21 protein-coding genes are annotated in these 25862 nt (G+C 34.2%); 10 read left to right on the forward strand and 11 right to left on the reverse strand.

Annotated elements, in window-relative coordinates; translation table 11 throughout:
* Window positions 1-4: 4 nt before the first annotated feature.
* From JI750_RS20440 to JI750_RS20460, 5 genes are all read left to right on the forward strand, one after another.
* Complete coding sequence (locus JI750_RS20440; RefSeq protein WP_202006274.1) at window positions 5-1396, forward strand: MFS transporter; 1392 nt, start codon at window positions 5-7, stop codon at window positions 1394-1396.
* A gap of 27 nt (window positions 1397-1423) precedes the next feature.
* A complete protein-coding gene (locus tag JI750_RS20445) occupies window positions 1424-2614 on the forward strand; it encodes a glycoside hydrolase family 130 protein (RefSeq protein ID WP_202006275.1) in 1191 nt (396 codons plus the stop codon).
* A gap of 6 nt (window positions 2615-2620) precedes the next feature.
* The gene (locus JI750_RS20450) at window positions 2621-3811 is read left to right on the forward strand and encodes an AGE family epimerase/isomerase (RefSeq protein WP_202006276.1); all 1191 of its coding nucleotides are present in this window, start codon (window positions 2621-2623) and stop codon (window positions 3809-3811) included.
* Window positions 3812-3943: 132 nt separating this feature from the next.
* Window positions 3944-5233 (forward strand): glycoside hydrolase 5 family protein, encoded by a 1290-nt coding sequence (locus tag JI750_RS20455; RefSeq protein WP_202006277.1) that lies wholly within the window; start codon window positions 3944-3946, stop codon window positions 5231-5233.
* A 93-nt stretch (window positions 5234-5326) separates the two neighbouring features.
* Entirely contained in the window at window positions 5327-7306 is a 1980-nt protein-coding gene (locus tag JI750_RS20460) for a retaining alpha-galactosidase (protein ID WP_202006278.1), read from the forward strand.
* Window positions 7307-7350: 44 nt separating this feature from the next.
* On the opposite strand, the gene JI750_RS20465 is transcribed toward JI750_RS20460, so the two are convergent.
* The 5 genes from JI750_RS20465 to JI750_RS20485 all read right to left on the reverse strand — a co-directional run bounded on the left by JI750_RS20465 (window position 7351) and on the right by JI750_RS20485 (window position 14452).
* Entirely contained in the window at window positions 7351-8307 is a 957-nt protein-coding gene (locus JI750_RS20465; protein ID WP_202006279.1) for an aldo/keto reductase, read from the reverse strand.
* A 139-nt stretch (window positions 8308-8446) separates the two neighbouring features.
* Entirely contained in the window at window positions 8447-9013 is a 567-nt protein-coding gene (locus JI750_RS20470) for an HdeD family acid-resistance protein (protein ID WP_202006280.1), read from the reverse strand.
* Between the two features lie 393 nt (window positions 9014-9406).
* Window positions 9407-11704 (reverse strand): beta-glucosidase BglX, encoded by a 2298-nt coding sequence (gene bglX / locus JI750_RS20475; RefSeq protein ID WP_202006281.1) that lies wholly within the window; start codon window positions 11702-11704, stop codon window positions 9407-9409.
* 299 nt (window positions 11705-12003) lie between these two features.
* A complete protein-coding gene (locus JI750_RS20480; RefSeq protein ID WP_202006282.1) occupies window positions 12004-13383 on the reverse strand; it encodes a sialate O-acetylesterase in 1380 nt (459 codons plus the stop codon).
* On the reverse strand, window positions 13373-14452 hold the full coding sequence (locus JI750_RS20485; protein ID WP_236673116.1) for an SGNH/GDSL hydrolase family protein: 1080 nt from the start codon (window positions 14450-14452) through the stop codon (window positions 13373-13375). Before JI750_RS20485 ends, JI750_RS20480 begins: the two co-directional genes overlap by 11 nt.
* A gap of 220 nt (window positions 14453-14672) precedes the next feature.
* Between JI750_RS20485 and JI750_RS20490 the strand changes: the two genes are divergently transcribed.
* A complete protein-coding gene (locus JI750_RS20490; protein ID WP_202006284.1) occupies window positions 14673-15176 on the forward strand; it encodes a C40 family peptidase in 504 nt (167 codons plus the stop codon).
* A gap of 181 nt (window positions 15177-15357) precedes the next feature.
* On the opposite strand, the gene JI750_RS20495 is transcribed toward JI750_RS20490, so the two are convergent.
* Both JI750_RS20495 and JI750_RS20500 read right to left on the reverse strand, forming a co-directional pair.
* A complete protein-coding gene (locus JI750_RS20495; protein ID WP_202006285.1) occupies window positions 15358-16935 on the reverse strand; it encodes a L,D-transpeptidase family protein in 1578 nt (525 codons plus the stop codon).
* A 169-nt stretch (window positions 16936-17104) separates the two neighbouring features.
* Window positions 17105-17521 (reverse strand): DUF1573 domain-containing protein, encoded by a 417-nt coding sequence (locus JI750_RS20500; RefSeq protein WP_111364020.1) that lies wholly within the window; start codon window positions 17519-17521, stop codon window positions 17105-17107.
* Between the two features lie 164 nt (window positions 17522-17685).
* Here JI750_RS20500 and JI750_RS20505 point away from each other — a divergent pair, with 164 nt between their 5' ends.
* From JI750_RS20505 to JI750_RS20520, 4 genes are all read left to right on the forward strand, one after another.
* Window positions 17686-18951, forward strand: a complete 1266-nt coding sequence (locus JI750_RS20505) for a sensor histidine kinase (protein ID WP_202006286.1) — start codon at window positions 17686-17688, stop codon at window positions 18949-18951.
* Entirely contained in the window at window positions 18948-19634 is a 687-nt protein-coding gene (locus JI750_RS20510) for a response regulator transcription factor (protein WP_202006287.1), read from the forward strand. Before JI750_RS20505 ends, JI750_RS20510 begins: the two co-directional genes overlap by 4 nt.
* Before the next feature lie 85 nt (window positions 19635-19719).
* The gene (locus tag JI750_RS20515; RefSeq protein ID WP_202006288.1) at window positions 19720-20484 is read left to right on the forward strand and encodes an MBL fold metallo-hydrolase; all 765 of its coding nucleotides are present in this window, start codon (window positions 19720-19722) and stop codon (window positions 20482-20484) included.
* Between the two features lie 89 nt (window positions 20485-20573).
* Complete coding sequence (locus JI750_RS20520; protein ID WP_202006289.1) at window positions 20574-21104, forward strand: hypothetical protein; 531 nt, start codon at window positions 20574-20576, stop codon at window positions 21102-21104.
* A 9-nt stretch (window positions 21105-21113) separates the two neighbouring features.
* On the opposite strand, the gene JI750_RS20525 is transcribed toward JI750_RS20520, so the two are convergent.
* The 4 genes from JI750_RS20525 to JI750_RS20540 form a co-directional block, all read right to left on the reverse strand.
* Complete coding sequence (locus JI750_RS20525; protein WP_202006290.1) at window positions 21114-23312, reverse strand: B12-binding domain-containing radical SAM protein; 2199 nt, start codon at window positions 23310-23312, stop codon at window positions 21114-21116.
* 148 nt (window positions 23313-23460) lie between these two features.
* Window positions 23461-24822: an alpha/beta hydrolase family protein gene (locus JI750_RS20530; RefSeq protein WP_202006291.1), complete on the reverse strand. Its 1362-nt coding sequence runs from the start codon at window positions 24820-24822 to the stop codon at window positions 23461-23463.
* An 18-nt stretch (window positions 24823-24840) separates the two neighbouring features.
* A complete protein-coding gene (locus JI750_RS20535) occupies window positions 24841-25503 on the reverse strand; it encodes an SdpI family protein (protein ID WP_202006292.1) in 663 nt (220 codons plus the stop codon).
* Between the two features lie 3 nt (window positions 25504-25506).
* Window positions 25507-25761, reverse strand: coding sequence for an autorepressor SdpR family transcription factor (locus tag JI750_RS20540; RefSeq protein ID WP_111378348.1), 255 nt, complete (start codon window positions 25759-25761; stop codon window positions 25507-25509).
* Between the last annotated feature and the right edge of the window lie 101 nt (window positions 25762-25862).

The raw sequence follows: 25862 nt of genomic DNA on the forward strand, positions 1-25862 counted from the left end.
ACCAATGCACGACAAAATTAGTTTAAAAGAAAAAATCGGTTACGGTCTTGGAGACGCTGCTTCATCTATGTTTTGGAAAATTTTCAGCATGTATCTTCTCTTTTTCTACACCGATGTTTTCGGATTAGCGCCTGCCGTAGTGGGAACCATGTTTTTAATTACTCGAATCTGGGATTCTTGCTTTGACCCAATTGTTGGAATTCTAGCGGACAGAACCAAAAGCAAATGGGGAAAATTCAGACCTTATCTTCTTTGGGTTGCCATACCTTTTGCCGTGATTGGAGTTTTAACTTTCTACACACCTGATTTTGACGAAAAAGGAAAAATCATCTACGCTTATGTGACGTATTCGCTAATGATGATGATTTATTCTTTAATCAATGTTCCTTATGCTTCACTTTTGGGAGTTATGTCTTCTGATAGAAAAGAAAGAAACACACTTTCATCTTATCGAATGGTTTTTGCTTTCGGAGGAAGTTTATTGGCACTTTGGCTAATTGAACCTTTGGTAAATTATTTTGGCGGAAATCTAAACTCTAAATCGGGCTGGTTGGCAACAATTGCCGTTTTCGGATTCATTACAACTATCTTTTTCTGGGCTTGTTTTGCATTCACCAAAGAAAGAATCAAACCAATCGCAGACGAACAAAATAATCTAAAAGAGGATTTAAAAGATCTATGGAAAAATAAACCGTGGTGGATTCTACTTGGAGCTGGAATTGGAGCTTTAGTATTCAATTCTATTCGTGACGGAGCGGCTGTTTATTATTTTAAATATTATGTAAGCAGTTCTGTAAACTTTGATTTTTCGCTTTTTGGAACCGATTTTCACATGACTCCAACCTCTATTTATTTGGTATTAGGACAAGCAGCAAACATTATTGGAGTAATCATTGCAACGCCAATTGCAAATAAAATTGGTAAAAAGAAAACCTTTTTTGGAGCGATGGCTTTAGCGGCAATCTTAAGCCTTATTTTCTATTTATTCGGAAAAGAAGATGTTTTCTTAATCATGAGCTTTCAAGTTTTAATTAGTATTTGTGCGGGTTGCATTTTCCCATTAATCTGGTCAATGTATGCCGACAGCGCCGATTATTCTGAATGGAAACAAGGCAGAAGAGCAACAGGATTGGTGTTTTCAGCTTCATCTATGTCACAAAAATTCGGTTGGACTATTGGCGGCGCAGGAGCAGGATGGCTTTTAGGTTATTTTGGTTTTCAGGCAAATGTTGAACAAACAGCAACAGCTCAAAACGGAATTCAATTAATGCTAAGCATACTGCCAGCAATTGCAGCAATAATATCAGTAGCTTTTATCGCATTCTACCCTTTATCAGAAGAAAAACTACAAATTATAGAACAGGATCTAAACGAAAAAAGAGATCAAAATCAATAAAATTTATATCTACAGAAATCAATTTATATGACAACAATAACATCTTCGCCGACCTTTCAAGAAAGAAAATCGGCATTAGAAAATGAACATAAAGCACTCTTAGAACTTAAAAACTCTCCGGTAGAAACAGCTGGAAATGGTATTTACGAGCGCTATAAAAACCCTGTTGTGACTGCAGCACACGCTCCGTTAAACTGGCGTTTTGATTTTAACGAAAAAACAAATCCTTTTCTACAGGAAAGAATTGGCATCAATGCTGCTTTTAACGCGGGAGCAATGAAATGGAACGGCAAATACCTTTTAGCTGTTCGCGTAGAAGGAATCGACAGAAAATCGTTTTTTGCGATTGCCGAAAGTCCGAACGGAATTGACAATTTCAAATTTTGGGACAAACCTTGTGTGATTCCGCAAACAGCAGATCCAGATACAAACGTATATGACATGCGTCTGATCAATCACGAAGATGGTTATGTTTACGGAATTTTCTGCACCGAAAGAAAAGATCCAAAAGCTCCAAAAGGAGATACTAGTTCGGCTGTAGCCAATGCAGGAATTGTACGTTCTAAAGATTTAATAAACTGGGAAAGACTTCCAGATCTAATCTCGAATACAGGACAACAGCGAAATGTGGTATTACACCCAAAGTTCGTAAACGGAAAATATGCTTTATACACACGCCCGCAAGATGGTTTTATCGATGTTGGTTCTGGAGGCGGAATTGGTTTAGGTTATGTTGAAGACATGAAAAATCCAGTTGTGAAAGATGAAAAAATCATTTTTGGCAAACAATATCATACCATTTACGAATTGAAAAATGGTTTGGGTCCAGCGCCAATTAAAACTTCAAAAGGTTGGTTGCATCTAGCACATGGAGTTCGCAACACCGCTGCTGGGTTACGTTATACTTTGTATATGTTTATGACTGATTTGAATGATATTTCGAAAGTAACACACGTTCCGGCTGGGCATTTTATGGGGCCAGAAGGAATTGAAAGAGTTGGAGACGTTTCGAATGTTTTATTCTCTAACGGATGGATTGAAGACGAAGACGGAACTGTTTACATTTATTATGCTTCATCAGATACTAGAATGCACGTAGCCGTTTCAACCGTAGACAAATTGGTCGATTACGTAATCAATACTCCTGCAGACACTTTTATTTCTTCGGGATCTGTACAGACTATCATTAATCAAATTGAAAAAAATAACGCAATTTAAAATATCGTGTCATTACAATTAAAGCTTTTAAAATCAGAGTTAACTGCAGAACTAGATTCTATTCTCAACTACTGGTCAAAACGAACGGTAGATGAGAAAAACGGCGGTTTTGTGGGGCAAATTGATTTTAACGATCATCTGATTGCCAATGCAGAAAAAGGTTCGGTTTTAAATGCCCGAATTCTTTGGACGTTTTCAGCCAGTTACAAAACCACAAACAACGAAAACCACAAAAAACTGGCAGAAAGAGCATTTGAATTTCTTACAGCTTATTTTTATGACAATGAATTTGGAGGTCTTTTTTGGAGCATAAATGAGGATAAAACTCCAAAAGACACCAAAAATCAGATTTATGCTTTAGCCTTTGCGATTTACGGATTGTCTGAATATTATTCGATTTCAAATGAAGAAAGAGCTTTAGAAATTGCTAAGAAACTATACCTGAAAATTGAGGAACATAGTTACGATCCTATAAACAAAGGTTATTTTGAAGCTTTCACAAGAGATTGGCAACCCATTGAAGATTTGCGTTTGAGCGAAAAAGATGCCAACGAAAAGAAAACCATGAATACGCATCTTCACATTATTGAAGGTTATACGAATTTATATAAAGTCTGGAAAGATGAAAAACTACTTGCTACAATAATCGAATTATTAGAGACAATCGAAAAATATTTCATCAATACGAAAACAGGTCATTTGCGTTTGTTTTTTGACGAAAACTGGAACGAAAAGCCAGATGTCATTTCATTCGGACATGATATTGAAGCAGCTTGGCTTTTGCAGCAATGTGCTGAAATTTCAGAAAATAAAATTTTGATTGCCAACTATAAAAAACATGCTATTCAGATTGCCGAAGTAACCAAAGAAGGTTTAGATTCAGACGGTGGTTTATGGTACGAATTTGATCCAGAAAAAGATGAGCTTATAGCCGAAAAACATTGGTGGCCACAAGCCGAAGCCTTAATTGGTTTTTACAACGCTTATCAATTAACTGAAAAAGAAGAATATCTGGATATTGTTTACAAAATCTGGAAATTCATAAAAAAACACATGATCGACCACAAAAACGGAGAATGGTTTTGGGGCGTTTATGACGATTATTACACAATGAAAAAAGATAAAGCTGGATTCTGGAAATGTCCCTATCATAATAGTCGCGCTTGTCTGGAGCTTATCCATCGAATTGAAAACTAAGGTTTCAGATAAAAATCAAAACGTCTTGAAGAACGTAAAGCCCTAGCCCCGATAGAAGCGACATCCTTTTATGGTGGGGTTCACCATAAAAGATACAGCGGATAGCGGGATTAGCTCCTTAAAATATAAATTATGAAAAAAAGATTTTTTAAAACCCTTTCAGTAGCCTTGATTTTTACTGCAATTACTTGTCAGGCACAGGAAAAAATTACGGTAAAAGGAAATGAATTTTACAAAGGTGATAAACCGTACGCTTACATTGGAACCAATTATTGGTACGGAAGCATGCTCGCTTCTAAAAAAATAGGCGATCGTAAAAGGCTTTTACGCGAGTTGGATTTAATGAAGAAAAATGGAATCGATAATTTACGGGTTTTAGTTGGCGCTGATGGCGGGAAATACGATTTTACAGTTCGTCCGGCATTGCAATATGAACAAGGAAAATACGACGAAGATTTATTGGACGGATTGGATTTTCTAATTAGCGAAATGAGCAAACGCGGTATGTATGCCGTTTTATATCTGACTAATAACTGGGAATGGTCTGGCGGAATGTCGCAATATTTAGAATGGAATGGCAAAGGTCCAGTTCCGGTTCCGAATATTCCGCCGAATACTTGGCCACAGTTTATGTCTTATACAGAACAATTTCACAGCTGTGAGTCTTGTATGGAGGCTTTAAACAATCATGTGAAGTTTATTATTGGAAGAACAAATGCGTATTCTAAAAAGAAATATAACGAAGACAATACGATTATGTCATGGCAAGTTGGAAACGAACCTAGACTTTTTACGGTAGAAAATGAAGCAAAATTCACTAAATGGCTGAATAATATTGTGGATTTGATTGACAGTTTAGACAAAAACCATTTGGTTTCTACAGGTTCTGAAGGAAAAAATAGTTCGAATGACAGCATGGAAATCTTCGAAAGAACACATCAAAATCCGAATATCGATTATTTGACGATGCATATTTGGCCAAAAAACTGGAATTGGTTTAAAGCTGATAATGCTGAAGCGACATTTCCAAAAACAGTTGAAAACGCCGGAAAATATATTGATGATCATATAAAAGTTGCCAACAATCTGAAAAGGCCTATAATTATTGAAGAATTTGGTCTTCCGAGAGAAAACGAAAATCTGAATGCTGGATCTTCTTCTGTTTACAGAGATAAATTTTACAGTTATATTTTTGGAAGAGTTGCAGAAAGCGTTAAAAGTGGCGGTCCATTGCAAGCTGCCAATTTCTGGGGATATGGTGGTGAAGGAAAAGCAATTCATCCGGACGGAAAATGGAATCCAGGAGAACCTTTTACAACAGATCCTCCGCAAGAACCGCAAGGTTTAAATTCAGTTTTTAATGGAGACAAATCAACATTAGAAATTGTGAAAAAATACAATTCAGAATTAAAGAAAAAGTAAAGTTAATTTTCCACCATATAAGTTATATAAGTTCATTTAAAAGTTTGACTAAACTGAACTTATATAACTTATATGGTTTAAAAAAATATCCCGATGAAAAATATATTCATTCTTTTTTGTTTTTTATTTCTGAACACCTCTTTTTCTCAAAAGAAACAAGACTTTGTTCTCAAATCTCCCGACGGAAAAATCGAAGTTAAAATTGCTGTGAATGACAAAATCAGCTGGACAATCTCGCATGAAAAAGATTTGATTTTGGCTCCATCTGAAATGTCGATGACTTTAGATCAAAATGAGGTTTTAGGAAAAAATCCTGTTGTTTTAAATTCGAAAAAAGAAAGCGTAAATACTTCTTTTGAAACGCCTTTATACAAAAAGAAAACCGTTAAAAATCAATACAACAAACTGATTCTAAATTTTAAAAATGATTTCAGTATTGAATTTCGTGTTTTTGATGATGGCGCAGCGTATCGTTTCATCACAAAAAAGAAAAAGGAGATTACGGTTAAAGATGAAGAAGTAGTTTTAAATTTCGACAAAGATTACAATACTTTGATGCCTTATGTACGTGATTTGAGAAATCCGAAAGATCAGTTTATTTCTTCGTTTGAGTCGCATTATGAAAACAAAAAAGTCAGTGAGTTTTCTAAAGATACTTTGGCATTTCTTCCATTTTTAATTGATTATAAAAACCATAAAAAAGCCGTTTTCTTAGAAGCTGATCTCGAAGATTATGCTGGATTATTTGTAACTAATAATAAAAACAAAACAGGTTTTGAATCTCGTTTTTCTAAATATCCAACTCAAGAAACCAACGGCGGATTTAACTACCTCAACAAACTCATTACCGAAAGAGCCGATTATTTGGTTAAAACCAAAGGAACGAGAACCTTTCCGTGGCGAGCTATTGTAATTTCTGAAGATGATTCCGATTTAGCCAATAACGATATGGTTCAGAAATTGGCAGAACCTTCTAGAATAAAAGATATTTCGTGGATAAAACCCGGAAAAGTGGCTTGGGATTGGTGGAACGATTGGAATATTTACAACGTAGATTTTAAAGCCGGAATTAATACGCAGACTTATAAATACTATATTGATTTTGCATCAAAAAACAAAGTCGAATATGTGGTTTTGGATGAAGGCTGGAGTATTGAAACCGATATCATGAAACATAATCCGAATGTGGATCTGGAGGCTTTAATCGCTTACGCGAAAGAAAGAAACGTCGGTATTATTTTGTGGGCTTCTTGGATGGCTTTGCATGACAATATTGATGGCGTTTTCAGTAATTATGCGAAATTGGGCGTGAAAGGTTTTAAAGTAGATTTCATAGACCGTGACGATGCCAAAATGGTGAATTCAGTTTATGATATTGCACAAAAAGCAGCCAATCATAAATTGATTATCGATTTTCACGGCATGTACAAACCAACTGGAATTCAGAGAACGTATCCAAATATTTTAAACTTTGAAGGTGTAAAAGGTTTAGAAAACAATAAATGGACACCAAATGATGATGTTCCGCTTTACGATGTAACAATTCCATTTATTAGAATGATGGCTGGGCCAATGGATTATACGCCAGGCGCTATGCGAAATGCTACAAAAAGTGAATTCAAACCAAGTCATTCTACTCCAATGAGTCAGGGAACAAGATGTCATCAATTGGCATTGTACACGATTTTTGAAGCGCCTTTGCAGATGATGGCCGACAGTCCGACCGCTTTTATGAAGGAACAAGAAAGCACCGATTTTATCGCTAAAGTTCCAACGACTTTTGATGAAACTTCTGCTCTTGATGGTGAAGTTGGAAAATTCGTTTCTATCGCGAGAAGAAAAGGAAATACTTGGTATTTGGGTGCCATAACCAATTGGGATTCCAAAGACATTACAATTGATTTTTCTTTCCTTGAAAAAGGCAAAAAATTCCAAGCCGAGATTTTCTCAGATGGTCTAAACGCTGATAAAGCTGCAACTGATTATAAGAGAGAAATTATTACGGTTGATTCAACAACAAAGCTAAAATATAAATTGGCAAGCGGAGGAGGATTGGCGATGATTATTAAATAAAAAAAGGAGAACGAATTGTTCTCCTTTTTTTATCATTTCACATTTTACACCAATATCTTTTCAATTGCATTTAATTCATCATGCGTAAATTCTGTATTCTGCAAACAATCAATATTATTGCACAATTGTTTTACAGAACTTGCACCAATTAAAACCGATGTAATTCGTTTGTCTTTCTGCAACCAAGCCAAAGCCATTTGCGCCAAAGACTGATTTCTATTTTGAGCAATTTCATTCAGCTGAATTAATTTCTGAATTCTTTCCTGTGTCACCTCATCTTCTCTCAAATGCCCGTTTGGATTATGCGCCCTTGAGTTTTCAGGAATTCCTTTTAAATATTTATCTGTCAAAAGCCCTTGAGCCAAAGGCGAAAACGCAATACAGCCAACTCCTTTTTCTTCTAAAACATCCAACAAACCATTTTCAACCCAACGTTCCAGCATTGAGTATTTTGCTTGATGAATTAAACACGGTGTTCCCAATTGTTTCAAAACATCGACCGCAACTCTTGTTTGTTCTGCAGAATAATTACTGATTCCAACATACAAAGCTTTTCCGCTTCTAACAGCGTGATCCAAAGCCATCATTGTTTCTTCAATCGGAGTTTCTGGATCTGGGCGGTGCGAATAAAAAATATCGACATAATCAATGCTCATTCGTTTCAAACTTTGGTCTAAACTTGACAACAAATATTTTCTCGAGCCCCAATCTCCATAAGGTCCTTTCCACATGGTATAACCCGCTTTTGTAGAAATCACGATTTCATCACGAAGATTTCCTTGAAAATTATGCCATAAGATTTTACCAAAGTTTTCCTCGGCAGAACCTGGAACTGGTCCGTAATTATTTGCTAAATCAAAATGGGTAATTCCTTTATCAAAAGCCTCAATGGCAATACTTTCGGCATTTTCGAAATTATCAACCGAACCGAAGTTATGCCATAATCCTAAAGAAATTTCAGGAAGCAATAAACCGCTTTTCCCGCATCTGTTATATTTCATGTTTTTAATTTAAAAGTTGGAGTTTTAATAGATTTTAAAAATACAAAAAACTCCCGCAGATTTTGCAGATTTAGGAGATTAAAAAAATCTATTTGATCTGCAAAATCTGCGGGAGGAAATTAAAATCAGACTTTATTTTCTAAACTAAATCGTGTAGCTTTTTCAATTTAAAAGAAAAATAAATATAAAAAAATCCGCTTGCAATAAAAGCAAAAGCAGTCCAATATACTATTGAAAGTCCTGCAAAAACAGGATTCCATAATAAGAGAAATGAGAACAATAGTCCCAAAATTCCTAATCCCAAAAGATTTTTCCAATCTGGAACCGAATAACTTTTTAAATTAAAAGCCATGAAAATAGCCATTACAGAACGAAATAAAATAGCCAGTCCGACATAAAGTGGCAAAAGCGTTACCGAAACTAACGGATTAGCAATTAATACTATTCCAACACCTAAACCTATAATTCCTGATACCAGTGTCCAGCCCCAATTGTCTATTTTTTTTCTGTTTGAAAGTGCAAAAATAATTTCAAAAATTCCGCTGACCAGAAACGACACACTAAATAAAAAGGCCAATGTTAAATATGTTTTTACAGGTGTGGCAAAAGACCAAAATCCGATAATTACAAAAAGAATTCCCACTAATAACGGAATGTACCAATAATCAATTGCTGCTTTCACTTTTTTAAATAAAGAATGTTCCATAATACTATTTTAAAATCTTGCCTACTCTATAAAGTTTTCAGCTTACCTTAAATCACCAATTAAAAAATTTAATTGGCTGTCTATCAAAGATAAAACAAAAGCATAAACCAAAACAGCTTTTCTATAATAAAATACTGACATATAGATACTTAAACATTACAACTCGATAGCATCCGGCTTTAGCTAGATGAAAACATAATCTCAATGAAAAGGGCTTTAGTCAAACTTTATAAGTTTGGCTAAAGCCCATTCTAACTTCAAATCTTATTTCCCTAGCTAAAGCTAGGGGCTATTCAAAAAAACTTTGCGACTCTACTCCCGATAGCTATCGGGATTGCGAGATTAAAAAACTCTGAACCTTTGTTACTTTGCTTCTTTGCACCTCAAAAAAACTTACTCTTTTATCTCAAAACCACTTTGCAAACCTTTATCAGAGCTTCCCCCAACCATGATTTTAAAAGTTCCTGGTTCAATCAAATAATTTCCTTCATTATCATAAAACCCAAGTTCTTTGTCTGTTAAGGTAAAGTTTACCGTTTTAGTTTCTCCTTTTTTCAGATTAACCAATTCAAAACCTTTCAACTCTTTTATCGGGCGAACAATACTTGCATATTCATCGTGAATATATAACTGAACTACTTCTTTTCCGTCATAATTTCCTGAATTTGTAACCTCAACACTTACCTGAACTTTTTCACCTTTTGCGAAAGCCGTTTTATTCAATTTCAAGTTTTTGTAATCAAAAGTTGTATAGCTTAGACCAAAACCAAACGGAAACTGAGGCGTTTTCTCCACATCCATATAATGTGACCAGAAAACATTTTTATCACTGTCAGTTGGTCTTCCTGTACTGTATTTGTTGTAATAAATCGGCACTTGCCCGACATTTCTAGGAAACGACATCGGCAATTTTCCACTCGGATTATAATCTCCGTACAAAACCTGTGCAATCGCATTTCCAGCTTGAGTTCCCAAATGCCAAGCTTCCACAATTGCAGGAACATTTTCTGCCGCCCATGGAATGCTCAACGGACGGCCATTATTTAAAACCAAAACTACATTCGGATTTACTTTAAAAATTTCTTCTAATAATTCCTGTTGCAACCCTGGCAAATTCAGATCAGTTCTACTTCTTCCTTCACCACTTTGGAATCCGTATTCACCTAAAACCATTACCACAACATCGGCATTTTTTGCGACTTTCTTCGCTGCTTCAAATCCGCTTTTGTCTGTTGTATTGAAAATGGTTTCCGTTAAAAACGTTGCTTTTTGTTTTAACAAATCAACTCCTTTTTCAAAAGTCAGCTGATTGTCTTTGTATTGCTGCATTCCTTCTAAAACCGAAACCGCAGTATCATCAGAAGCTGCAATTCTCCAACTTCCTAACGGACTGTTTTTATCATTTGCCAAAGCACCAATCAAAGCGATTTTTTGTCCGGATTTCTTTAGCGGAAGCAAATTCTTTTCGTTCTTCAATAAAACTATAGATTTCTTCGCCATGTCTAGAACACCTTCATTGTTGGCTTTGCTTCCCACAACTTCCTTCTCACGTTTTTCATCGCAATATCTGTACGGATCATCAAATAATCCTAACTCAAATTTCACTCTTAAAATTCGGCGAACCGCATCATCAACTAAAGCTTCTTTTACTTTTCCTGATTTTACTAAATCAACCAATTTTGCAACATACAAATACGATTCCATATCCATATCAGAACCTGCAATTACGGCTTTTGCAGTTGCATCGGCTTCGTCTTTTGCATAACCGTGTGCAATCATTTCACGAATCGAAGCATAATCCGAAATCACAAATCCGTCAAACTTCCATTTTCCTTTTAAAATATCTCTTTGCAAAAAGGCATTTCCAGTTGCTGGAACACCATTCAACGTATTAAACGAATTCATAAACGTACGAACTCCAGCATCAACTGTCGCTTCAAAAGGAGGTAAAACCGAATTGTACAATTTCGAATTACTGATATCCACAATATTATATTCCAAACCCGCTTCAACATAACCATACGCCGCAAAGTGTTTTGCACAAGCCGCAATCGTATTTACTTTAGCCAAATCGGCAACTGTTTCTCCTTGAAAGCCTTTCACACGCGCATAACCCACTTTGCTTCCCAAATACGGATCTTCTCCTGCACCTTCCATCACACGTCCCCAACGCGCATCATTTGCAACATCGACATTTGGTCCAAAAGTCCAGTTAATTCCAGATGCCGAAGCTTCATCAGCCGCAATCGACGCCGATTTTTTAATTGCTTCTAAATCCCAGCTCGCTGCTTCTGCCAACGGAATCGGGCTTAACGTTTTATAGCCATGAATTACGTCAAAACCAATAATAAGTGGAATTCCCAAACGTGTTTCTTCAACCGCAATTTTCTGAACCGCGCGAACTTCTTTCACTCCACGAACGGTCAGCATCGATCCAACCAATCCTTTTCTTAAATGTTCGTATTTAAGTTCGGCTGTTCCTCCTTTTGGCGCCGGCCCTGTAACATCCCAAAAACCATTATATTGGTTCATCTGTCCCACTTTTTCCTCCAGCGTCATCAATGGCAACAGCCAATCAATGCGTTGCTCAACAGTTTTATTTTTATCCAGATAAGGCTTTTTCTGTGCATTCATATTTCCAATCGTAAAAAGGGAAAATACCCCAATAATTAGTATTTGTTTATTTTTCATATGTGGTTTAGTTAGTTTTTTTTAGTTGCTAAGAGACTAAGATGCTAAGATTTCTTTTTTTGGCGTGTCCCTCCGGGTCGGGCTATCCGTTACAAGTCCTCGCACTTCCTTCGTCAGGCTCCGGGCTTTCCACTTCTATCCCTCACGCAAATCGTTTTCAAAAGACACAATCTTGTCATTTCGACGAAGGAGAAATCACACTCGGGATTCGACAAAGATTGGCGAATTTCTGTGTAGGGCTTCGACTTTGCTCAACCTGACAAAAAATCTAAAATCTTAATTCTTTCTTCTTTAAACACTCACTCAGAAACAAAACAAGAAGCAGGCAAATTCGCTTTATTAAACAAATCTGACTGAATTGTATTTCCCCATGCAAACCTCACTTTTACTGGAGAAGTCACTTTTTTACTTGTCAAAATCACTTCGTTATTTTTAATTAAAGCTTCGGCAGGATAGAAAACTCCATCTGCTCCCGCAACTTCAAACTGATTCGATTTTTTCTCTTTGAAATATAATCCGTCTCCGTAGTCAAAAGAAACGGTTACTTTATTCTTATCTATTTTAATGGATTTAAAGAGTGGTCCATTAACTAAATTATTGTTGGCTTTATAAGTTTCAGCCAAAGCCAAATTCGCAAAACGAATTCCGACCGATTTTTTATTTTTTGGATGAATGTCAATCGTATCCGAAATATCACTGATTACAACCATTCCTGTTTTCGGAACTTCTTTAAGGAGTTTTCGCTGCGAATCTCTAACTGTCACATTTGAGAAGTTATTCTTTCCCGTTTTAAAAGGTGCAATCTGAACATAATAAAAAGGAAATTCATCTTTCCATTCCTTTCTCCATGAAGTAATTAAAGCTCCCAGAGTTTTATCATAAACTAAAGATCCAACATTAGATTCTCCTTGATACCAAAGCGTTCCCGCAATTTTAAATCCGATAATTGGATAAATCATCGCGTTATAAGCACGTCCAGGTTGTCGTGGTCCGTATTCTTGTTCGTTCAATTTTTTAGCGTTTTCTAATAAAACGGAATCATTATTTACAACTTCTGCCGACATCCAGATTTCAGCAGGAGTTCCGCCCCAGTTGGAAGAAATTAATCCGATCGGGACATTTTTTAAATCTTCGCGGAGGCGTTTGGCAAAAAAGTAACCAATAGCGCTAAAATATTTCATGGTTTCAGGAGTCGATTCAGTCCAATTTCCCAGTAAATTATTCTGCGGATTTTCAGCTGTCAATTTCGGAACTGTAAAAAATCGAATGTTTGGATTTGTGGCATTTTTCATTTCTTGTTCGCCATCGTCAATTCCCCAACTTACTGACATTTCCATATTTGATTGTCCCGAACAAAGCCAAACTTCTCCAATCAAAATATTCTTTAAAACTACTTCATTATAACCTTTTATAGAAATGGTAAAAGGTCCGCCAGCTTCTGGAGTTTTAATGGTTAATTCCCATTTCGCCTGATTATTGGCAACGGTTTTATATTCCTGATTATTCCAGCTTGAAACCAGTTTAATTTCTTCTTTTGGATTGGCCCAACCCCAAATTTTTACTTCAGAATTGCGCTGTAAAACCATATTATCACTAAAAATATTCGGAAGCGAAACGTTTGCCATCATAGTACTGGAAATCAATAGAAAGAAAACAAACTTAAAAATATTATTTTTCATTTAGCAACTTCTTTAAAAATGGACCATATTCCCCTGCCAAAACCTTATGATCTGCCACATCTGGATGACCAGAGCATCCGTTTGGCTTCATCGGTTTAAATTTGAAAATCTGAATTGGCTTGTGTGATTTATCATTCGCGAAAGCGTTTTTAACTTTATTCAAACAATCTTCAAAAACTACTGCTCTATCTCCGTCAACCATCGGACTATTCGTAATTACGATCAGCACATTAGGATTGTGTTCATAAAGCATTTTTATAAAATTGATATAATTTGAAACATACTTTTCAGCATTGAAAGGCAAGCGCTCTTTTTTGCCGTCTCCACCAGAAAAATCATTTGTTCCTAAAGCAATGCTGATAATATCGGGTTGAAAAGCAAAATCATATTTCGGTTTTGAAGCATCTTTTGTCAGATATAAATTAGGATAAACATCCGGCATTATGGCTTCATCTTTATTCTCATCATTCCAATTTCTATACATTCCGATTCCCGAAACACAACTCATTAAATAGTCAGCATCGATTGCTCTGGAAAGCGTTGGTCCATACGCATAATATCCATTATGATGATCCATATATTCTCCTTTATCACAAGGAATATCAGAAGGATCGCTTGCCGCGCCACAAGTAATGGAATCGCCAATGAATTCGATTTTCTTTTTCTTTCTAAATGAAATCGGAATCAGTTTTGCAGTTGTTCCAGCAAACAAAATATTTCCGCTTTGGGCTTCAGTATTTTTATAGATTTCTAATCGATGTTCTTTTTTATTCGAAGTCACTTTTATTGGAAATGACTGCACAGCTCCTTTTTCTATTCTGATTTTCCCAATATATCTTCCATCCAAAACCAATTGAACATAATTATGATGGTCTTCAACGCTTTGCAATGAAATCGAACATTCATTTCCAGTAAAATTAAAAGCAACCGAAGAAGCTGTTCCGATTAAAATAACCTGATCATTTTGAAGTTTATCAATTCGTCCTTGATATAAAAAAGTTTTATTAGAATTTTGAGTTTGTGAATTCGAAACCGTCGAAATCAGTAAAAACAAAATTAAAAGTGCCATTTTTTTGGGAAACATAATTTATTTGTTAAAATATAAATACGATTCACAAATATATTGGAAAGAGATTATCCAAAAAGATACTAAAATGTCAAAAAGTAATAAAAAAACACCACATAAACCCATCATTCGGGCAATTATAGATGTCAATTCTTACATTTATAAAAAGAAACTACAATTTAGATCTATCTTTGTCGTTTTATACTTTTACAATCTGCAAAAAATGAAAGCCCTAGCCCTAACTTCTTTATTGTTTTTTATCACTCTTTCTTCTTTCAATTTAAAAAAGGAAAAAAAGCAAGTTCAAAACACTCAATATCAAACCGAAATCAATCGAGATTCTATTATTGCTTACGCCAAACAATATTTAGGAACTCCTTATGTATACGCTAGCAGTAATCCGCAAAAAGGTTTTGATTGTTCGGGTTTTGTGAGTTATGTATTTAAAAATTTTGGAATGACACTTCCAAGAAGTTCAAGCGGTTACAAAAATTTAGGCAAAGCTCTAAAACCAGAAGAATTTAAAGTGGGAGATGTTCTAGTTTTCTACGGGTATAAAAATAGGAATGTCGTTGGTCACGTTGGCATAATTTGCGAAGCCAACGGAATGCAGTCAAAATTTATTCATGCTTCTTCAGGAAAAGCACAACAAGTAACTATAACAGCACTTGATACAGAACACTATACCAAACGCTTTTATAAATGTGTTGATGTTTTATCGGAATAGTTTTTTTCGCCACGAATTCACGATTTTTTTTTTTGCCACAGATTAAAAAGATTAACACAGGTTTTTATAATCATTTTTAATCCTTTAATCTGTGGCTTTATTTTTTTTTACTACTAATTACACAAATTTCTACAAATTTTAATTCGTGAAAATTCGTGTAATTAGTGGCGGCCTAAAACTTTTATTCTTCTGTCAATAGCTTGATCATACTTTCATCTCTTCCATAAATATCTTTATAGAAATTTAAATTACCTTGTCGATCTACCCAAGCGGTAAAATATCCAATATAAACTGGGACTTTTTTCTTAAGCGTGTACCAGCTTTCTTTTCCAGCATGCATAGCTTTGTCAATTCTTTCAGGATTCCATTGTGGATCGACTTTTAACAATTCAATTGCCAATTCTCTTGGTTTTGCTACACGTACGCAACCGTGGCTAAAAGCTCTGCTTTCTCTTTCAAACAAACTTTTTGAAGGCGTATCATGCAGATAAATATTGCTTGAATTCGGAAATAAAAATTTAACCAAACCAAGTGAATTATTTTTTCCTGGAAGCTGACGAACAGCACCATTATTCCATTCAAGATTTTTCTTTTGCAGATAGTTTTTATCCTTAGCCATTCCAGGTTTAATTTCCGATTTTATGATACTTGGCGGTACATTCCAATACGGACTGAAAACTATATTGCTCATCATTCCGCTAAAAATCACGGTTTTTGTCATTGCTCTACCCACAACAACTGGCGACACAAAAGCAATTTTACCATCCTCAACTATATACAATTTAAATTCAGGAATATTGACTTCTATATATTTCTGACCTTTTTCTAATTCTGGATCTATCCAACGGCAGCGCTCCATATTCACAATAATCGTTTTGATACGATCTGAAACAGGAATATTCAAATCGTCTATATGTTCCAGAAGAATCGTGTTTTTTGGAGTATAACCATGACGCAATTCGTAGTTTTTCATGGCTTTGATTAAAGTCGTATCACAAATAGCACTTTTATTGTCCTCTTGAATGTCTTTGGTAACAAAAAGCCTTTCTCTAATTTGTGATACAACAGCAGACGAATCCCCTACTTTCAGGCTTTTATAATCTTCGCCTGTTTCAATAGTTTTCCAGCCACCATTTTTCTCAATTTCTCTATACTGTTTCAGAGCATCGCGCAGTTTGTAATACTGGCTGAACATCTTTTTTTTCTTATCATCCAAAATGGTTGATTTTTTAAAGATAGAATCCGAGAGCACTTGGTAATTCAGTTTTTTACGAGGTAAAAGCCATTCTAAAGAAACCACTGTTTTTTCGTCAAAACCGCCCACTTTTTCACCATAATAATAGTATAAATTAGAAAGTATTAGGTCGGTATCTTCTTTTGAAAGTTTGGTGTTTGCATTATTATCAAAAACAGAATTTAACTGCTCATTATAAGGATAATTAGCTTTTAATCCTTCTTGTCCTAAATTTTTGTATTGATTGAAAAGTGTATTGGCAAATTCGACAATTCCTTTATTATCCTGCCACAATTGAGTTGACTTATTTTTTTGATATAAAGAAGTTACATCATTTTTAAATTTATCCAACTTTGGATAATTTTCATAAAACTTCGCAATGCGAACACTGTCAATTGTAAGTTTTAATTCAGGGACTTTTTCAACCGTTTTAATCGAGTTTTCCTCTTTTTTATCAGCTTTCGAATTACACGAAAAAACAGCAAAAAAAACAATAGCAATAATAGGCGTATACCAGATTTTCATAACTCAAATTTTTTGATTAAAAGTAGAAAAAAATCTATTAAAACAAAGAACTCAACAATAAATCTTAAGCCTTATTTTTTTGAAGTTTAAGCGATTAATAAAATAAAAAGCTCCAAACAATTTGCATGTCTGGAGCTTTCGCCATATAACCAACCTATTAAAATTCTAATTAAATAACGGTACCTTTTAATGTAAGTACTTTTGGTGTTGTTTCTGCGCTAGTAGTAACTGTTACTGTTTTTGTAAAAGCTCCTTTGTTTGCAGCATTGTAAGTTGCAGTAACTTTTCCAGATTTTCCAGCCTGAATTGGCTCTTTTGTGTAATCTGTTGCTGTACATCCGCAAGATCCTTGCACATTTGTAATTACTACAGCTGTTTTTCCTGTATTTTTAAATTCATACACAATTGCTTTTGGAGTTCCTTGCGGAATTTGTCCAACATCAATTGTTTCTGCTTTCCAAGCAATTGTAGATCCTGCAAGTTCTGAAACTTCTGTTTCTGAAACTAAAGATTGTACCGGAGCAATTGCTGAAAAAGACATTAGGCCTAAAGCCAAAGCTAACATCGAAATTTTGATCATTTTCATAACTGATATATTTAAAATGGTTTATAGTTCATTTTGATATTACAAAGGTAATTCAGACAAATTCAAGTCGCTGTTAACTGGTTTCAAACGTTTGTTAATGACTTGTTAACCGCCTGTTTTTAGGCTAAAATTGATTAATATTACACTCTCAAAATTCTTTATTCTTGAAAATTAATAAACTCAACAGCATCATTATCTTAGGATTAGTGGCTATCATTAGTATTTTGGTAGCACAATTACTTTGGACAAAAGAGGCTTTTACTATAGAACAAAAAAAGCTCAGCCAGAAAGCGCATATTGCTTTACTGGAAGTAGCTAAAAAATTATATGAAGGGACAAATCACGAATTGCCTGTTCAGAATCCAGTTCAGAAAATTGCAAATGATTATTATATCGTAAATGTCGACAATGAATTTGAGCCCGATATTTTAGAATTTTACCTGAAAACGGAATTCAAAAAAATGAATATCACCACCGATTTCGAATATGCGATGTACAATTGCCAGAGCGACGAAATGATTTATGGTGATTATATTTCGCTTTATAAGAAAAAAGCAGAATGCAAGAAAACCGTTTATTTTCCAAAGCATAAAAATCTGGTTTATTATTTCGCTGTGCGTTTTCCAAATGAGACAACATATCTTTTTAGTTCGATGCGGTTTTGGTTTGTCCTTTCAACAGCATTAATTCTGATTTTATTGATTTACGTTTATTCAATATTTAAACTTTTACAGCATAAAAAATATTCAGAATTACAGCGTGATTTTATCAATAATATGACACATGAGTTTAAAACCCCTTTGGCTTCTATTCTGATTGCATCAAAATATCTGATCGAACAAAAACCAATTAAAGAAGATAAAAAACTCTATACTTATACCGATATAATTATCAATCAGGGAAATAAATTAAATAGTCATATTGAAAAGATTTTAAATGTCGCAAAAGCCGATTATGCGCCTTTAGAACTTAAAAAAGAAAACATTTTAATGGTTCCAATTATTGAAGAAGCAATTGAAAACATTAAATTAAAATATCCTGAAGCTTCGATTACAATTGAAACAGTTTCGAGAGATTATTTGCTCGAAACGGATACTTTTCATTTTGCCAATTTAGTTTACAACCTACTGGACAATGCTATTAAATATTGTAATGAAAAGCCAGAAGTTACTATAAAAATCATCGAAAATAATAATTGCTTAAAGCTAGAGTTTATTGATAACGGAATTGGGATCAATCCTAAAAAAATATCTTTTATCTTTGATAAGTTTTACCGCGTTCAGAACGAAAAAAGCAATGAAGTTAACGGATTTGGACTTGGTTTATACTATGTGAAAGAAATCTGCAGTTTGCAAAACTGGAAAATAAAAGCCGAAAATAATCAAGAAAAAGGCATCACTATAACTTTATCAATTCCTTACAAAAAATGAGAAATTTCAAAATACTATATGCCGAAGATGATGAAACCTTAGCGTTTTTAACCAAAGACAATTTGGAGCAAAACAATTATGAGGTAACACATTGTTCAGACGGAAAATCAGCTTTGAAAATTTTTGAGGAAGAAGAATTTGATATTTGCATTTTTGATATTATGATGCCAAAAATGGACGGTTTTGAACTTGCTGAAGCCGTTCGAAAAATTGATCTTGAAGTTCCGATTATTTTTCTTTCGGCTAAGACTTTAAAAGAAGATCGGATAAAAGGTCTTCGATTAGGTGCCGATGATTATTTGGTAAAACCTTTTAGTATTGAAGAATTACTTCTCAAAATTGAAATTTTCTTAAAGCGTTCACAGAAAAATATTCCGACTGCAAAAACGATTTACGAAGTTGGTAAATATCAGTTTGACACCAAAAACTTTATTCTTTTTAATAATGAAGAAAAAGTTGGTTTAACACAGCGTGAAGCCGAATTACTGAAGCTTTTCTTGGATCACAAAAATTCTGTTTTGAAAAGAGAACAAATTTTAACTTCTTTATGGGGAACAGACGACTATTTTATGGGAAGAAGTTTGGATGTTTTTATTTCGCGTCTGCGTAAAATCTTAGCAAATGAAGAAGGGATTTCGATAGAAAACCTGCACGGAATTGGATTTAGATTTTCTATTGGGTAAAATAACAATTCTGTTAAAAATAAAGAAAAATCTGTAAGCAGTTTTTCGAAAAACTTTGTATTTTTAATATCTAATTTTCTTGGATATGAAATTACATCATTTGCGAAATGCCTCTTTGGTAATTGAAACAGAAAAGCATGTCATTTTAGTTGACCCAATGTTAGGTAAAAGAAAAACAATTCCGCCTTTTACTATTTTCAGATACAAACCCAAACGAAATCCGCTGGTGGCTTTGCCCAAAAATAGCCGTGATATCTTAAGCCGCGTAACGCATTGTTTGATTACACATTTACATCCTGATCATATTGATAAAGCAGGAGAAGTTTTTTTGAGAAGAAAAAGCATTCCAGTAATCTGCAGCTCTAAAGATGAAAAAGCACTTGTACAAAGAGGATTAAGTGTAATTCAGACTTTAGAATATTGGGAACCGCAAAAATTTCTAGACGGAAAGATTACGGGAATTCCTGCCATTCATGGCTACGGATTTGTTGCCAAATTAATGGGGAATGTAATGGGATTTCTTATCGAATTGGCAGATCAAAAATCTATTTATATTAGTTCAGACACCATTTACACAGAACACGTCGAAAAAGTTCTAACACAATTTAAACCCGACATTTCAATTGTTGCCTGCGGTACTGCAAGATTAGATTTTGGTCAGCCTTTATTAATGCGAATGGATGATATTTTGAAATTTGTTACTCTTGCTCCAGGAAAAGTTCTTGCCAATCACTTAGAAGCTTTAAATCATTGTCCGACCACAAGATTGCAATTAAGAACGGCTCTTTCAGATCATGGACTTTTATCCAAGACTTCTATTCCCAATGACGGAGAATGCATTGAATATTAGCTAAAAAAAAATAAATCTATTTTTTGTGTGCAATTATTTCTTATTCTCTCGTAAATAGTATATTTGGCTCGCTAACCAAATCAAAACAAATGACCGATTTTTTAAGAAAAATACACTTAGTTAAAGACATTTCTATACAATTACCAGTTTCAAAAATAGATTTTATTCAGAAATTCAGAAGTCATGTTGATGAATCTGATTTAAGTTTTGTTCCTTTTGAAGTTTTGCAATCAAGCAGAAATGAATACAAAGGCAATATTTCTAATAATTATTTTGAATTAAAGAAACGAAGAAAATTATTTGACACTAATTATTCATTTGCAAAAGTAACAGCCCATTTTAGTGAAGATAATAACCGTTTAAACATTGAAGCTGAAATTAATGGCTTTAGGAAAAGAATGCTTTTGTTTGTAGGAGTTATGCTTGCATTTTATTCCATATTTATTATTACTTCTCTTTTTCTTACCAGCGATAATTCTGCTTCCTTTTTTGTTTTGCCTTTCCTTCTATTTCACATGTCTATAATGTTAGGAATTCCTTATTTCATTATTAGACGAAGTGTGAAAAGAATGATTTACGATTTAGAAAGAGATTTACATTATTGGGTAACCAAAAACTAATTATTACTTTTAAAGAACAAGTAACCCAAACTCCCTTAAAGTATTGACAGGTTTAGAATACCAAAATAATTCAAAATCTTCTAAAGAAGTTTCAAAATCATTTTTAACTTCTTGAAAAGTATAACCTTTAGAACCAGAAACGGCTATTTTTGACAAAATTGAAAGTAGCCATTCACCTTCCTCTTTACTAGTCTGAATATCGAAACTTTCTTTTTTATCATGAAAAGTTAGCGACATCATTTCCCAGCTTCTTCCTTTTTTTGATTTCGTAAAAGTCTCTGGAGAAGGTTTTCCGCCAAGCCAAACCACTTTCGCATTCGGTTTTGTATTGAAATCGTTTTGTTCTTCTAAAGCATTAAAAATAAAATCAGGATGAATTTTGGTTCTCGGAATTTTAAAATCGAACCATTCCTGCAATTCGTAATCAAAACAAATTCCGTGCATGAAATTAAAAAGTGATTTCTTTAATCCGAAACTGAATTTATCATGATTGATTCCTGTTGCATCAGTATATTCAATATCATTATTGGCAAAAGTTCCTATTGCCTCTGTTTTCTTAGTCACGCCAAATTGTTCTGGATAAAGCCCAACTGGACTGTGTGCCGTCAAAGCAAACTGATGCCAAAATCCTGATTGCAAAACTCCAGCTTCAAACAGCTGACGAACCATTTCCAGACTGTCGACCGTTTCTTGAATCGTTTGTGTTGGATATCCGTACATCAAATAAGCGTGAACCATAATTCCTGCCTCGGTAAAATTGCGCGTCACTTTTGCCACTTGTTCTACAGTTACTCCTTTATCGATTAATTTCAATAATCGGTCTGAAGCTACTTCCAAACCACCAGAAACGGCAATACAGCCAGAAGCTTTCAGCAATAAACATAAATCTTTAGAAAAGCTTTTTTCAAAGCGAATATTAGTCCACCAAGTAACGGCTAATTTTCTTTTTAGAATTTCAAGTGCCAAAGCACGCATTAAAGCTGGCGGTGCAGCTTCGTCAACAAAATGGAATCCGTTTTGACCTGTTTTTTCAATTAATTCTTCTATTCTATCGCAAAGCAGACTTGCCGCAACAGGTTCGTAAACTTTGATATAATCTAAAGAAATATCGCAAAAAGTACATTTTCCCCAATAACAGCCGTGCGCCATTGTGAGTTTATTCCAACGGCCATCGCTCCACATTCTGTGCATTGGATTTACAATTTCGATAACCGAAATATATTTATCCAAAGGCAAATCTGAATAATCTGGAGTCCCAACTTGAGACTGTTTATAATCGTGTTTTAAAGAATTGTTTTTATAAACCACTTCTCCATTTTCTAACAGAAAAGTTCTTTTATAAGAATTGTGATCTGGATTTTCTAAATTGGTTATTAATTCTTCAATTGGTACTTCGCCATCGTCTAAAGTAATAAAATCGAAAAACTCAAAAACACGTTTATCTGAAAGTGAACGTAATTCAGTATTTGGAAAACCTCCTCCCATCGAAATCTTAATTTCTGGATGATTTTGTTTTACCCATTGTGCAGAACGAAATGCACTGTATAAATTTCCAGGAAAAGGGACTGAGATTAAAAATAAAGTCGGTTTTACAGTTTCAATTTTTGCTTCTAAAAGAGAAAGCAAAATCGAATCGATATAAGTTGGCTCTTTTTGAAGTTCTTCATATAACTCATCAAACGAATTGGCGCTTCGCCCTAAACGTTCAGCATATCGGCTGAAGCCAAAATTTTCGTCAACACATTCAACAATAAAATCTGAAATATCTTCTAGATATAAAGTAGCCAAATGTTTGGCCTTGTCCTGAGTTCCCATTGAGCCAAAAGCCCAATCCAATTCTTCTAATTGTGCAAAACGCGAAGCTTCAGGCAGAAAATCTTCCTGACAAATCTGCAAAGCCAATGTTGGATTTTTTCCTTGCAGAAATTGAATTACAGAATCGATTGTTTTAATGTATTCATCTTGAAGAGCAAAAATACGCTTAGAATTGTCTGAAACTTCAGAGCTAGAAATCTGAAGCTCGGAAACTTGAAACAAATCCTGTAATCCTTTTTTCGAAAACAATTCCAAAATCACATCAATACCCAAATCAGCCTGCACTGATTCTATATTTTTAGTATTTAGAAAACCTTTTATATACGCCGTTGCCGGATACGGAGTATTCAGTTGAGTAAATGGCGGCGTAATTACAAAAAGTTTCGTTTTCAAAGGGATTTATTTTTTTGCAAAAATACGGGATATTGGGGACTTTTTCACATTTCATTTTTTGATTTGGAAATGAAGTTTAAAATGATAAAGGTCCGCAATTCAAATAGTATTGAATTACGAACTTTTCATTGAAACTTCAAACTTAATTTTAGTTTGTCTGAATCAAAACCCAACTTGAGATTTCTTCTAATGCTACAGGAGAGATTGTCTGCTCAATTGCTCCATATTCAAATTGAGATCCTGTTTTACATTCTTGAAATAAATGATTTAAATTAGGCAATTCTTTAATTGTTACCCTTTTATTCCCTCCTTTTGTCAAAGCTTTATTAATATTTTGAAGATTTGCTTCTGCAGGAACTTGCACATCTTTGCTTCCGTTAATTGCCAAAACTGGGCATTTTACTTTTTCTAAATACGGAGTTGGATCCAGTTTTAAGAAATCGTATATCCAAGGATTTGTTACTTCATAAGTGTAGGCATCTGCTCTTTTATCTTTTACACCAAGTTTAGATTCAAAAATATTCTTAACATCTTTCTTAAGTTTTTCGTCAACTGAAGAACTAGAAGTTATAAGTTCATAAATCTCTTTATAAGTTTCCTGCCCTCTTTTTATCTCTGCTTCAGAAACTCCCATTTGTCTTTCTATCAATTCTTTTTGTAAGAGAAGCAATTTATCACCACGAATTCCTGTTCCAGCCATTAAAACAATGAATGAGATATCTTTAGAATTTCCAGCAACAATTGGCGCAATTACCCCTCCTTCACTATGCCCAATTAAACCAATTTTCTTTTTATTGATTTCTTTGCGAGTTTTCAAATAGTCAGCCCCAGCCTGTACATCTTTCGCAAAATCTGTAGTAGTTGCACTTTTAAAATCACCTGTAGACTCACCAAAACCACGATCATCAAAACGTAAAACAGCTATTCCTTTTTTGGTAAGATAATCTGCTAAAACTAAAAATGGCTTATGACCTAGCATCTCTTCATCTCGATTTTGTGCGCCGCTTCCGGAAATTAAAATAACCACTGGAAAATTACCTTCTTTTTTAGGCAACGATAAAGTTCCTGCCAGAGTCACTTGATCTTTTTTATTTTCGAATTTTACATCTTCTGTATAATACGGAAATGGTTGTTTTGGTTCCTGAGGTCTTACAATTTCAATATTTCCTTTTGATAAATCAAGATCTAATGTATGTCCGTTTTGAGTTACTTTCCCAACAAAGATATTATCAGTATTCAATTTTCCTTCGTACGAACCACCTATAGCAGGAATATCTAATTTTAATACCGAATTTTCAAAAACAGTAGATTTAACTGGAATTCCTTTCACATTTTGATCTGGACTATCTGTCGTAGAAGTATATCCGTTTTCTGTTTTAGTAATATTAAAAACAACCTTTAATTGATTGGTTGGAAGTTTTAAAACACCATTCCATTGTCCCGAAATATCTTGTGCAAAAGATTGAGAAAAGCTAAAAAGTATAAATAAAAGAGGTATTATTTTTTTCATTTTCATTAATTAATTTAGTTAAAGATTACCTTCTTTTTTATCGAGACTTTTGAATTTGAAGTAAGAATAAATCATCGGAACAACGGCAATAGTAATTCCTATACCGACAAAAATTTTAGAAAAATTAAATTCCGAAAATATCAAACCACCCAATATTATCACAAAACCGCCTGCAAGCCATAATTTCCCAGCAAAAGCATGTGTCGCTTTCCAAACCTGCTGATTTTCCAACGTCCATGGTGTACGAATTCCGATAAAATAATTCGGCTGAATAACTTTAAAATAGTTTCCGAATATAATTAATAGCACTCCAACCGCTACATACATTAAACCGGGACTAGAGAGAGATTGGTTTTTGGCCAAGTAAACAAAAAAAGAAGCCAATACAGACATGAATAAAACCAAGAAAAATTTAAGCTGATAGAACTTTCTTCCCATTAACGAAATTCTTTTTTTGGGATCAATTTTAGATGCTGCAGTCATTAAGCCATACATCAAAACAGGAAGCATAAAAAGCAAAAAAAGTAAGCTAAACTTATCACCCCAATTATCAATTTCTCCTTTGTAATTCCAATGTACAGGAACTCTTTCAGGAAGTGTGTTCCAAATTGTTGCCAAATAAACAAAAGGAATTAAAACAATTCCGATTAGGGGAAGCTCTTTTTTAAATTCAAAATTCATTTTTTATTGTTTAAAGGTTAGTATCCATTGCAAAACATCTTCCATTATGGTGGTATTGATGGAGTAAATGATGAATTGCCCGTTTTTTTCAGATGTAATTAAATCAGCTCTTTTTAAAATGTCTAAATGATGTGAAATACTTGGTTTAGAAATATTAAAAGCATCGGCAATCTCTCCTGCCGACATATCTTTTTGTTTCAAAAGATCCAGGATCTCTCTTCTGGTTGCATCATTTAGCGCTTTAAAAATATCATTCATCACATTTATATATTTAGACAAATATCTAAATACTTTTTAAACAAACAAAAAAAAGCAGTAATTTTTTACATTACTGCTTTTGAAATATCTTAAAACAAAAA

It is taken from the genome of Flavobacterium tagetis (assembly GCF_016735615.1).
Lineage (GTDB): Bacteria > Bacteroidota > Bacteroidia > Flavobacteriales > Flavobacteriaceae > Flavobacterium > Flavobacterium tagetis.